Source organism: Paracoccus sphaerophysae, from assembly GCF_000763805.1.
In the GTDB taxonomy this organism is placed as follows: domain Bacteria; phylum Pseudomonadota; class Alphaproteobacteria; order Rhodobacterales; family Rhodobacteraceae; genus Paracoccus; species Paracoccus sphaerophysae.
Genome location: NZ_JRKS01000085.1, coordinates 1 through 10,782 on the forward strand (window position 1 = coordinate 1; position 10,782 = coordinate 10,782).

Sequence of the window (10,782 nt, forward strand, 5' to 3'; positions counted from 1 at the left end):
CCCCCCCGGCCCCCGCGGCACAAGGCGGCACGCCCTGATCGGCGCGGGGCGGCCGGTCGCGCTGCCCGGTCAACGGATCGGGCTGCTGGGGGGGTCGTTCGACCCGCCCCATGCCGGGCATCTGCACATCACCGAAATGGCCCTGCAGCGGTTTCGGCTGGACCGGGTGTGGTGGCTGGTGAGCCCCGGCAACCCGCTGAAGGCGCACGGGCCGGCGCCGCTGGCCGACCGCATCGCCGCGGCGCGCCGGCTGGCCGACGATCCCCGCATCGTCGTCACCGGGATCGAGGCGCAACTGGGCACCCGGCGCACCGCCGACACGCTGGCGGCGCTGCAGTCGGCCTGGCCGGGGGTGCGCTTCGTGTGGCTGATGGGATCGGACAACCTGGTCCAGTTCAGCCGCTGGGACCGCTGGCGCGGCATCGCCGCGCGGGTCCCGATCGGCGTCATCGCGCGCCCCGGATCGCGCACCGCGGCGCGGACCAGCCGGGCCGCCACCATCCTCGGCGCTCACCGGCTGCCCGAACACCGGGCGCCCGAGCTGGCCGACATGGCGCCGCCGGCCTGGGTGCTGGTCAACGTGCCGATGACCGCGCTGTCCTCGAGCGCCATCCGCGCCGCGCGGCGCGCCGCCGCCGCCCGGCCGGATGCCGGTGCGCCGCTGGCCGGGCTGGGGGACTAGCGCCCCCTCGCCTTGCCAAGCGCCAACCGGGTTTGATAGGCAACGGCAGGTATTCCCGGAGGATCAGATGGCCCAGGCCGAGCGCAATCCCGCCCCGCACACCTCGGCCGACCTGGCCCTCATCAAGCGCATCATCCCGCACCGCTATCCGTTCCTGATGATCGACAAGGTCCGCGACATCGTCCCCTATGAGGGCGCGGTCGGGATCAAGTGCGTCACCTCGAACGAGCCGCATTTCCCCGGCCATTTCCCGGCCCAGCCGATCATGCCCGGGGTGCTGCTGGTCGAGGCGATGGCCCAGACCGCCGCGGTCATGGTGGGCATCAGCATGAACATCATCGACGAGCCGATGCTGACCTATTTCATGGGCATCGACGGGGCCAAGTTCCGGCGCATGGTGCAGCCGGGCGACGTGGTCGAGCTGCACGTCACGGTCAAGCGGCCGGGCGGCAAGATCTGGAAGTTCCTCGGCCAGGCCAAGGTCGACGGCCAGCTGGCCGCCGAGGCAGAGTTCACCGCCATGATGGACCTCAAGACCGGCGCAGCGGATGGCTGAGACGCGGATCCACCCCTCGGCCATCGTCGAGCCGGGGGCCGAGTTGGGGCAGGGGGTCCGCGTCGGGCCGTTCTGCCATGTCGGCCCCCGGGTGCGGCTGGGCGACGGGGTCGAGCTGAAATCCCATGTCGTGATCGCCGGCGACACCATCATCGGGGACGGCACGGTGGTGTTCCCCTTTGCCTGCATCGGCGAGGCGCCGCAGGATCTCAAGTTCCAGGGCGAGGACACGCGGCTGGTGATCGGCGCGCGGAACCGGATCCGCGAATACGTGACGATGAACCCCGGCACCGCCGGCGGCGGCGGGCTGACCCAAGTCGGCGATGACGGGCTGTTCATGGCCGGCAGCCACGTCGCCCATGACTGCCGGATCGGCAACGGTGTCATCCTGGTCAACAACGTCGCCGTGGCGGGCCATTGCGTGCTGGAGGACGAGGTGATCGTCGGCGGCCTGTCGGGCGTTCACCAGTTCGTCCGCATCGGCCGGGGCGCGATGATCGGCGCGCTGACCATGGTCACGGCCGACGTCTTGCCGCACGCGCTGGTCAGCGGCCCGCGCGGGCATCTGGACGGGCTGAACCTGGTCGGGCTGAAACGCCGCGGCGCCTCGCGCGCCGACATCGCCGCGCTGCGCGACCTGCTGGCGGCGCTGGGCGGCGGATCGTTCCGCGAAACCGCGCGAGCGCGGGCGGACGGGGCGGCGACCGGGATGGAGCGCGAGGTGCTGGACTTCATCCTCGGCCCCTCGGACCGCAGCTTCCTTACCCCGCAGGGATGACCCGCACCGCAGTCATCGCGGGGCAGGGCGCGCTGCCCGGCTTGGTCGCCGAGGCGCTGCACGCGCCCTCGGTCCATGCGCTCGATGGTTTTGCGCCCGACATCCCCGCCCGCAGCTTTCGGTTGGAACGGCTGGTCCCGCTGATCGAGAGCCTGCTCGACGAAGGCGTGGAGCGGGTGGTCTTTGCCGGCGCCGTGCGCCGCCCGCGGCTCGACCCCGAGGCCTTCGACCCCCGCACCGCCACGCTGGTGCCGCGGATGGCCGCGGCGATGGCACAGGGCGATGACGGGGCGCTGCGCGAACTGATCACGATCTTCGAGGAATGGGGCCTGCCGGTCGTCGGCGTCGACGCGATTCGTCCCGACCTGATCCCCGGCGCGGGGGTGCTGACCGGCGCGCCCTCGGCCGCTGACAGGGGCGATGCGGCCCGCGCGGCCGAGATCCTGGCGGTCACCGGCGGGCTGGATATCGGCCAGGGCTGTGTCGTGGCCGGCGGGCTGTGCCTGGCGATCGAGACCCTGCCGGGCACCGCCGCCATGCTGGATTTCGTCGCCCGCACCCGCGAAAGGCGGCCTGGGGGCGTGCTGATGAAGGCGCCGAAGCCGGGGCAGGATCGCCGCATCGACCTGCCGGCGATCGGGCCGGACACCGTCGCGCAAGCGGCGCTCGCGGGTCTGTCAGGGATCGTCTGGCAGGCCGGCGGCGTTCTGCTGCTGGATACCGCCGCCACCACGGCCGCGGCAGAGGATGCGGGGCTGTTTCTATGGGCGCGCGGCTGAGACGCCTCCGGCGGGGATATTTGCGGACAGAAGATAAACGGGGGGGCGCATGCGTGTCTTCGTGATCGCGGGCGAGCCGTCGGGCGATCTGCTGGGCGGCGCCCTGCTGGCCGGGCTGCGCAAGCTGGACCCGGCGCTGCAGATCGCGGGGGTGGGCGGACCGGCGATGTCGGCCCAGGGGCTGGACAGCCTGTTCCCGATGTCCGAGCTCAGCGTAATGGGGCTGGCCGAGGTGCTGCCCAGGTATCGCGCGCTCAAGCGGCGCATCAGCCAGACCGCCGAGGCCGTGCTGGATTTCGCCCCCGACGCGCTGGTGACCATAGACAGCCCGGATTTTTGCCTGCGGGTGGCGCGCGGCGTCCGGGCCCTGGCGCCCGGCATCCGCACCGTGCATTACGTCGCGCCCTCGGTCTGGGCGTGGCGGCCGGGGCGGGCCGAGCGGATGGCCGAGGTGATCGACCATGTGCTGGCGATCCTGCCCTTCGAGCCGCCGCTGATGCACGACGCAGGGATGAGCTGTGATTTCGTCGGCCATCCCGTCGTCGCCGAACCCGTCGCCTCGGCCGACGAGGCCGCGGCATTCCGGACCGCGAACGACATTGCCCCCGATGCGCCGCTGGTCCTGTGCCTGCCGGGCTCGCGGCGGGGCGAGGTGGCGCGGCTGGGCGCGCGCTTCGACGAGGCGCTGATGCGGCTGCGCGACCGGGTGCCCGAGCTCCGGGTCGTGCTGCCGACCGTGCCGGGGGTCGCCGACCTGGTCGGGCCGATGGCGAAACGCTGGCCCACCACGCCGGTGGTGGTGGAAGGCGCGGCTGACAAGCGCGCGGCCTTTGCCGCCGCCGACCTGGCGCTGGCGGCGTCGGGGACGGTCAGTCTGGAACTCGCGGCGAACGGGGTGCCGATGGTGATCGGCTATGACATGGCGCCGCTCAGCCGGATCTTGATCGGGCTGATGCTGCGCACCGATACGGTGACGCTGGTCAACCTGGTCAGCGAGACGCGGTCGGTGCCGGAATTCCTCGGCCGCCGTTGCCAGCCCGGGCCGATGGCCAATGCGCTGATCACGCTGCTGGACGACGAGGACGCGCGGTCCGAGCAGGTCGCGGCGATGGAGTTGACGATGCAGCGGCTGGGCCGGGGGGGTGAGCCGCCCGGTCTGCGGGCGGCCCGGTCGGTTCTGGCGGCGGTCGAGGGCCACGCCTGACCGCCGCGGCGGATGTCAGACCGCCGCCACCACGATGATTTCCACCTTGTAGTCGGGGGTCGCGAGCTTCGATTCCCCCGTCGCCCGCGCCGGGCAGTTCCCCTGTGGCACCCAGGCGTCCCAGACGGCGTTCATCTCGGCAAAGTCGGCCATGTCGGCCAGCCAGATCTGGGCCGACAGGATGCGGGTCTTGTCGGTGCCGGCCTCGGCCAGCAGGCGGTCGATCTGGGCCAGAACCTCGCGGGTCTGGTCGGTCACGTTGTCGCCGGGCTTGCCGACCTGCCCGGCCAGATAGACGATGCCGTTATGGACCACCGCCATGCTCATGCGGTTGCCGCATTCGATCCGGGTGATGTCTGCCATGTTCATGCTCCGTTGATGAGGCGCCAGAAGAATACGGCCGTCATGCCGAAGCCGACGACCGCGATCAAGCCGCGCAGGACCGGCGCCGGGATGCGGCGCGCGACCGGTGCGCCCGAGGAGCCGCCGAGGATCGTGCCGATCGACATGGCGAGACATTCCCACCAGACGATCTGCCCGCCGGCCGCGAAGATCACCGTGCTGATGATCGCCAGCGCAAAGGACAGCCAGCTTTTCAGCCCGTTCATCGCGTGCAGGTCGGTCATCCCCCACAGCGAGAACAGCGCCAACAGCACGATCCCCAGCCCGCCGTTGAAATAGCCGCCATAGACCGCGACCGGGATCATGGTGCCGGCGCCAAAGGCCGTGACCCCGCCACGATACTGCGAGGCGATCTCGCGGATGCGCGGGCCGCCCAGGAAGACCAGGGTGGCGGCCAGCAGCAGGAACGGCACGATCGCCGCGAAGGCGTTGTTCGAGGACACCAGCAGCAGCGCCGACCCCGCCGCGCCGCCCAGCATGGTCAGCACCGTCAGCCGCGTGACCAGCGCCCGGTCGATCCGCCCGATGTCGCGGCGGAACCCGATCGCGGCGGCCAGATAGCCGGGCAGGGCGGCCACCGTCGTGGTGGCGTTCGCCGCCACGACCGGCACGCCGGTAAAGACCAGCGCCGGGAAGGTGATGAAGGTGCCGCCGCCGGCGACGGCGTTCAGCATCCCCCCCAGGAAACCCGCGACGAGCAGCAGCAGGAAGTCGGTCATGTGTCCTCCAGCCCCATCAGGCCGGGGCAGCCGCGCGACACTGGCCGCGCCGCCGGGCCGAGGCAACCCCGCCCGGGCCTCTTTCCGGCAGCCGGAAGAACGCCGGGCCCTGACGAATTTTCGGCCAGCCGGTTGACGGCAGGGAGCCGGAAGCTTTCTGTCGCGTTCTGGTGCGAGACTCGTGGGGCGATGCCGATGGACCTGACCTACCCGCTGTTCCTTGCGCTGTTCGGCGTGGGCATCCTGATTGCTGCGCTGGTGCCGCCGATCGTGGCCCATTACCGGCTGCCGCGGCTGCTGACGCTGCCGATCGGCTGCGTGCTGGGCGGGATCGGGGTCGGCTGGTTCCTGGACCTTCCAACGCTCGACGTGATCGACGGCGGGTCGGTCATTACCCATGTGACCGAGTTCGTCGTGCTGCTGTCGCTGACCGGCTGCGGGCTCAAGATCGACCGCGCGCCGGGCTGGCGCAGCTGGTCGAGCACCTGGCGGCTGCTGGGGGTGACGATGATCCTGTGCATCGCGGCGATGACCCTGCTGGGTTGGGCGGTGATGGGGCTGCCGCTGGCCGCGGCCCTGCTGCTGGGCGCGGTGATGGCGCCGACCGACCCGGTGCTGGCGGCCTCGGTCCAGGTCGGTCCGCCGGGCGAGGGCGATGGCGACGAGGCGCGGTTCGCCCTGACCTCCGAGGCGGGGCTGAACGATGCGCTGGCGTTTCCGTTCATCCACCTGGCGCTGGCGGCCGCGGCGGCACTGGCGGCGGAAAGCAGTCTGCCGGGGGATGGCGGCCGCTTCACCGCCGAAGTGCTGCGCGACTGGCTGGTCCACGATGTCGGCTGGCGGATCATCGCCGGTCTGGGCGTCGGGATCGCCACCGGCTGGGGCACCGCCTGGCTGGCGTTCCGGCTGGCGCCCAAGGGCAGCGTGTCAGATGCGTTCCTGGCGCTGGGGCTGATGCTGAGTTCGTACGGGCTGACCGAGGTGGTCCACGGCTATGGCTTCCTCGCCGTGTTCGTCGCCGCCGTCACCTTCCGCCGGTTCGAGGAACGCCACGCCATCCACAGCGATCTGCATCACTTCGTGGAACAGACCGAGGTGATCGGGTTGATCGCGGTGATGTTCGTGCTGGGCATGGCCGTCGGGCAGGGGCTGCTGCGGCCGCTGGACTGGACCGGCATCCTGGTGGCCGCGACGTTCCTGCTGGTCGTGCGGCCGCTGACCGGCTGGGTCGCGCTGGCTGGCGCCGGGCTGTCCGGCCCGTCGCGCGCGGCAGTCAGCCTGCTGGGGATCCGCGGCGTGGGGTCGATCTACTACATGGCATATGGGCTGGGCCATGCCCCGTTCTCGGTCGAAACCGGGCGCGAGCTGTGGGCGGTGATGGCGCTGATCGTGCTTGGGTCGATCGTGTTCCACGGCTTCTCGGCGCCGCGGCTGATGATGCGGCTGGAGAGCGCAAGACGCGGCCGCGTCGGCTGAGCGCCCCTGTTCACCCGCCGGTCGCGACCCTATATCCGGTCCCATGACTGCAACCCTCCACATGATGAAGCTGTGCGTCGGCGCCGCGAACCCCGAGGTGCTGGAACGCTGGCAGCGCGACCGCTTTGGCGGCGGCCCGGCCGAACATGTGACCCGCATGTGGCCCAAGCGCGCCGACGAACTGTTGGCCGGCGGGTCGCTGTTCTGGGTGTTCAAGGGAACGATGCTGGCCCGCCAGCGCCTGCTGGCGCTGGAAGAGCGGCCGGGGGTCGATGGCATCACCCGCTGTGCGCTTATCCTCGACCCGCAGGTGGTGCGGGTGTCCGGCGTCCCGCGCCGCGCCTTTCAGGGCTGGCGTTACATGCAGCCCGCCGACGCCCCGCCCGACGTGCCGGCCACCCGCGCCGCCGAAACCGCCCTGCCGGCGGCGCTGGCCCGCGAACTGGCCCAGATGGGGCTGCTGTAGCGCCTGCCAGCGTCTGCCTGACCGCTTGACCGCCCAGCCGCGCCACGCTATCGCAGGCACCACGCGGGTGTAGCTCAATGGTAGAGCAGAAGCTTCCCAAGCTTACGACGAGGGTTCGATTCCCTTCACCCGCTCCAATCCCCCCAATATCCACGCACACCGGCGCTCAGTGAAAATCCCGCGACGCCGGCAGAACGCGGATGTTCCGCGGATGGGTCGGGGCCTGCGCGGCCGGGGCCGGGGGCCGCTCGGTTCCGGCCATCCGGGCCAGCACGTCGCTGCGGTCGGTCAGCCGGTCGACGACGATATGGGTGACGCCGTCCCCCCTCTGGATCCGGCCCTGCACCTGCAGCACCCGCGCGCTCATCGCCTCGCGGCGGAAGCGGGCAAAGACCTTGGGCCACAGCACCAGGTTGGCGCTGCCAGTCTCGTCCTCCAGCGTGATGAAGCACACGCCCTTGGCCGAACCCGGCCGCTGCCGGATCAGCACCAGCCCGGCCATGCGGACCCGGGCGCCATGGGGACGGGCGGCCAGACCCGCGGCGGAGACATGGCCCTGCCGGGCCAGATTGCGGCGCAGGACCTGCAGCGGATGGGCCTTCAGCGACAGGCGCAGGGTCTGGTAGTCTGCCACGATCTGCTCGGCCAGGGGCATGGCGGGCAGGGCGACCGCGGGCTCGTCGCCCTCGTCCCGCGCAAACAGCGGCAGGTCGGGTGCGTCCTTGACGGCGCGGGCGTCCCACAGCGCCGCGCGCCGATCCAGCCCGACCGAGCGGAACGCATCCGCCGCCGCCAGCAGCCGCAGCGTGCGGCTGTCCAGCCGCGCCCGGCGACCCAGATCCTCGACCCCCTCGAAGGGCTCGTCCCGCGCCGCCTCGATCCGCCGGGCGGCGGCCTGGCCCATGCCGTCGATCTGCCGCAGCCCCAGCCGCAGCGCGAAACCGTTCTTCTTTGCCGAAATATCCTGGGGTGAACCGGCCGGCACGGCCGGGAGGGGCAAAGCCCCTGCCCCCGGCTCCAGCGTGTTGTCCCAGTGGGAATAGTTCACGTCCGCCGCCCGCACCGCGACGCCATGTTCGCGCGCGTCTCGGACGATCTGGGCGGGCGCGTAGAACCCCATCGGCTGGCTGTTCAGCAGCGCCGCGGCAAAGGCGGCGGGATAGTAGTGTTTCAGCCAAGCCGAGACATAGACCAGATGCGCAAAGGCCGCCGCGTGGCTTTCTGGAAAGCCGTATTCCCCGAACCCCTTGATCTGGTCAAAACAGCGCCGGGCAAAATCGGGATCGTAGCCGCGTCGCACCATCCGGCCGATCATCTTGTCCTGCAATTGTTCGATGGTGCCGCGTGACCGGAAGGTGGCCAGAGCCTTACGCAGTTCTTCGGCCTCGACAGCGTCGAATTCGGCGGCGACCATGGCGATCTTCATCGCCTGTTCCTGAAAGATCGGCACCCCCTTGGTGCGCTGAAGGATATGGCGCAGCTCGTCCGGATCATGCGGCGGGCCGGGAGAGGGGTAATCCTCGACCTCCTGCCCGTTCCGGCGGCGCAGATAGGGATGGACCATGTCGCCCTGGATGGGGCCGGGGCGGACGATGGCGACCTCGATTACCAGATCATAGAATTCCTGCGGGCGCAGTCGGGGCAGCATGTTCATCTGGGCGCGGCTTTCGACCTGGAACACGCCCACGCTGTCTCCCCGGCACAGCATGTCAAAGACGGGCTTCGCGTCCGGCGCCGCCGGGTTCAGGTCAGCCAGCGTCAGCCGCCGTCCGTGATGCGCCGCGATCAGGTCGAAGCATTTGCGGATGCAGGTCAGCATCCCCAGGGCAAGCACATCGACCTTGAGGATGCGCAATTCGTCGATGTCGTCCTTGTCCCATTCGATGAAGCTGCGATCGGGCATGGCGCCGTTGCCGATCGGCACGGTTTCGGTCAGCAGCCCTTCGGTCAGGATGAAGCCGCCGACATGCTGCGACAGATGCCGGGGCATGCCGATCATCTGTTCGGCCAGTCTGATCGTCATCGCCAGCCGCCGGTCGGTCAGGTCCAGTCCGGTTTCCTTCGCATGGCCCAGATCGTCGCCCCACGATCCCCAGACGGTGTTGGCCAGAACCGAGGTCACGTCCTCGGACAGGCCCATCGCCTTGCCGACCTCGCGGATGGCGCTGCGCGGGCGGTAATGGATAACCGTCGCGCACAGCGCGGCGTGGTCGCGGCCATAGCGGTCGTAAAGGTGCTGGATCACCTCTTCGCGCCGCTCATGTTCGAAATCGACGTCGATGTCGGGCGGCTCGTCCCGCTTGGCGTTGATGAAGCGTTCGAACAGCAGGTCGTGATGGGCGGGATCGACGGGGGTGATGCCAAGGACGAAACACACCGCGCTGTTGGCGGCCGAGCCGCGGCCCTGGCACAGGATGCCCTTGCTGCGGGCATAGCCCACGATATCGCGGATGGTCAGGAAATAGCGGGCGATGTCCTTGCCGGCGATGACGCGCAGTTCCTTTTCCAGCGCGGCGCGAACCTTGGGCGGGATTCCGTCCGGGTAACGCGCGGCGGCGCCCGCCCATGTCACCTCCTCCAGATATTCCTGCGGCTCGCGTCCCGGCGGAGCGGTCTCGCGGGGATAGTCGTAACGCAGGTCGGTCAGCGCGAAACGGCAGGCATTTGCCACATCGCGCGTGGCGCGGATGGCGTGGGGCCAGCGGGAAAACAGCCGCACCATCTCGGCGGGGGATTTCAGGTGGCGTTCGGCATTGGCCGACAGGATCAACCCGGCCTGGTCGATGGTCGTGCCGGTGCGGATGCAGGTCATCACGTCCTGCAAGGGTCGGCGGTCGGGGGCGTGGTAATGGACGTCGTTGGTGGCGAGGATCGACAGCCCGCAGGCCCGCGCCGCCCGGTCCAGCCGGTTGATCCGCGCCACGTCATCGCCGGTATAAAGGTAGCTGGCCGCCACATGGCGCAGCGTCGGCAGACGCGCGGCAAGGTCGGGCAGAGGTGCCAGGTCGTCTCCCGGCAGCCAGATCAGCTGCACGCCCTCGGCATGGGCGGCCAGGTCGTCCAACGACAGATCGCAGGCGCCCTTCTTCTGCCACGCGCCGTCCAGGTCGTTCATCCGCCCCTTGGAGATCAGCGCCGACAACCGCCCATAGGCCGCGCGGTCGGTCGGATAGGCCAGAAAGCCCGTGCCGTCCGCCAGCACGATCCGCGCCCCGATCACCGGACGCAGCCGAGCCGTCCGCGCCGCCGCGTGCATCCGCACGACGCCCGCGAGGCTGTTGAGGTCCGCCACCCCCAGCGCATCGAAGCCCAGAAGATTGGCCGTCGCCGCCAGCTCATCGGCCTGGCTTGCGCCGCGCAGAAAGCTGAAGGCGGTGGTCACGCCCAGTTCGACGAAGGGCGCCGGCGGGTTGGGCGCGAAATCGCCCTGCAGGCGGCGGGGGGTGGGGCTGTCATTCTGCGGCATCAGGCAAAGACCCCGTGCACGAACCAGCGCGGCGCTCCGCCGCGGCCGTCGCCGGCCAGCCCCTCGCGATACAGCCACAGCCGCAGGCCGGTGGCGTCCTCGACGCGGTAATAATCCCGCAGCCGGGTGCCGGGGCGGTCGGCCCACCATTCCGGCGCGATCCGTTCCGGCCCCGCCCAGCGGGCGACCCGGCAGGTCTGCCCGCGCCACAGGAACTGCGCCGGCGGGCCCTCGGGGACGGCATAGAGCACCCG

11 protein-coding genes and 1 tRNA gene are annotated in these 10,782 nt (G+C 70.6%); 8 read left to right on the plus strand and 4 right to left on the minus strand.

What is annotated here, in order from left to right; genetic code table 11:
- Positions 1-85 precede the first annotated feature (85 nt).
- The 5 genes from IC63_RS15365 (at position 86) to lpxB (ending at position 3,999) form a co-directional block, all read left to right on the plus strand.
- The gene (locus tag IC63_RS15365) at positions 86-682 is read left to right on the plus strand and encodes a nicotinate-nucleotide adenylyltransferase (RefSeq protein WP_408633588.1); all 597 of its coding nucleotides are present in this window, start codon (positions 86-88) and stop codon (positions 680-682) included.
- Between the two features lie 67 nt (positions 683-749).
- A complete protein-coding gene (gene fabZ, locus IC63_RS15370; RefSeq protein WP_052042304.1) occupies positions 750-1,238 on the plus strand; it encodes a 3-hydroxyacyl-ACP dehydratase FabZ in 489 nt (162 codons plus the stop codon).
- A complete protein-coding gene (gene lpxA, locus IC63_RS15375; RefSeq protein WP_036722031.1) occupies positions 1,231-2,016 on the plus strand; it encodes an acyl-ACP--UDP-N-acetylglucosamine O-acyltransferase in 786 nt (261 codons plus the stop codon). Before fabZ ends, lpxA begins: the two co-directional genes overlap by 8 nt.
- Positions 2,013-2,795 (plus strand): LpxI family protein, encoded by a 783-nt coding sequence (locus IC63_RS15380; RefSeq protein ID WP_036722033.1) that lies wholly within the window; start codon positions 2,013-2,015, stop codon positions 2,793-2,795. Before lpxA ends, IC63_RS15380 begins: the two co-directional genes overlap by 4 nt.
- A gap of 49 nt (positions 2,796-2,844) precedes the next feature.
- Positions 2,845-3,999, plus strand: coding sequence for a lipid-A-disaccharide synthase (gene lpxB, locus IC63_RS15385; RefSeq protein ID WP_036722035.1), 1,155 nt, complete (start codon positions 2,845-2,847; stop codon positions 3,997-3,999).
- A 15-nt stretch (positions 4,000-4,014) separates the two neighbouring features.
- On the opposite strand, the gene IC63_RS15390 is transcribed toward lpxB, so the two are convergent.
- Positions 4,015-4,362 carry a RidA family protein gene (locus tag IC63_RS15390; protein ID WP_036722052.1) on the minus strand — a complete coding sequence of 116 codons (348 nt, stop codon included), beginning with the start codon at positions 4,360-4,362 and terminating at the stop codon, positions 4,015-4,017.
- Between the two features lie 2 nt (positions 4,363-4,364).
- Complete coding sequence (locus IC63_RS15395; RefSeq protein ID WP_036722038.1) at positions 4,365-5,120, minus strand: sulfite exporter TauE/SafE family protein; 756 nt, start codon at positions 5,118-5,120, stop codon at positions 4,365-4,367.
- Positions 5,121-5,315: 195 nt separating this feature from the next.
- Here IC63_RS15395 and IC63_RS15400 point away from each other — a divergent pair, with 195 nt between their 5' ends.
- The 3 genes from IC63_RS15400 (at position 5,316) to IC63_RS15410 (ending at position 7,199) form a co-directional block, all read left to right on the plus strand.
- Positions 5,316-6,596, plus strand: a complete 1,281-nt coding sequence (locus tag IC63_RS15400; RefSeq protein ID WP_036722055.1) for a cation:proton antiporter — start codon at positions 5,316-5,318, stop codon at positions 6,594-6,596.
- 43 nt (positions 6,597-6,639) lie between these two features.
- Positions 6,640-7,062 carry a DUF1489 family protein gene (locus IC63_RS15405; RefSeq protein ID WP_036722041.1) on the plus strand — a complete coding sequence of 141 codons (423 nt, stop codon included), beginning with the start codon at positions 6,640-6,642 and terminating at the stop codon, positions 7,060-7,062.
- 63 nt (positions 7,063-7,125) lie between these two features.
- Positions 7,126-7,199 (plus strand) — tRNA-Gly (locus IC63_RS15410).
- A 29-nt stretch (positions 7,200-7,228) separates the two neighbouring features.
- Here IC63_RS15410 and IC63_RS15415 read toward each other — a convergent pair.
- Together IC63_RS15415 and IC63_RS15420 are read right to left on the minus strand one after the other, a co-directional pair.
- Complete coding sequence (locus tag IC63_RS15415; RefSeq protein ID WP_036722044.1) at positions 7,229-10,528, minus strand: error-prone DNA polymerase; 3,300 nt, start codon at positions 10,526-10,528, stop codon at positions 7,229-7,231.
- A partial coding sequence (locus tag IC63_RS15420; RefSeq protein ID WP_332257835.1) for a DUF6504 family protein occupies positions 10,528-10,782 on the minus strand: 255 nt, incomplete at its 5' end. The genes IC63_RS15420 and IC63_RS15415, both read right to left, overlap by 1 nt.

What these genes read in the sequence shown, in the direction of transcription:
- fabZ (WP_052042304.1), top strand. Translation starts at nt 750, where the DNA reads ATGGCCCAGGCCGAGCGCAATCCCGCCCCGCACACCTCGGCCGACCTG.
- lpxA (WP_036722031.1), top strand. Translation starts at nt 1,231, where the DNA reads ATGGCTGAGACGCGGATCCACCCCTCGGCCATCGTCGAGCCGGGGGCC.
- IC63_RS15380 (WP_036722033.1), top strand. Translation starts at nt 2,013, where the DNA reads ATGACCCGCACCGCAGTCATCGCGGGGCAGGGCGCGCTGCCCGGCTTG.
- lpxB (WP_036722035.1), top strand. Translation starts at nt 2,845, where the DNA reads ATGCGTGTCTTCGTGATCGCGGGCGAGCCGTCGGGCGATCTGCTGGGC.
- IC63_RS15390 (WP_036722052.1), bottom strand. Translation starts at nt 4,362, where the DNA reads ATGGCAGACATCACCCGGATCGAATGCGGCAACCGCATGAGCATGGCG.
- IC63_RS15395 (WP_036722038.1), bottom strand. Translation starts at nt 5,120, where the DNA reads ATGACCGACTTCCTGCTGCTGCTCGTCGCGGGTTTCCTGGGGGGGATG.
- IC63_RS15400 (WP_036722055.1), top strand. Translation starts at nt 5,316, where the DNA reads ATGGACCTGACCTACCCGCTGTTCCTTGCGCTGTTCGGCGTGGGCATC.
- IC63_RS15405 (WP_036722041.1), top strand. Translation starts at nt 6,640, where the DNA reads ATGACTGCAACCCTCCACATGATGAAGCTGTGCGTCGGCGCCGCGAAC.
- IC63_RS15415 (WP_036722044.1), bottom strand. Translation starts at nt 10,528, where the DNA reads ATGCCGCAGAATGACAGCCCCACCCCCCGCCGCCTGCAGGGCGATTTC.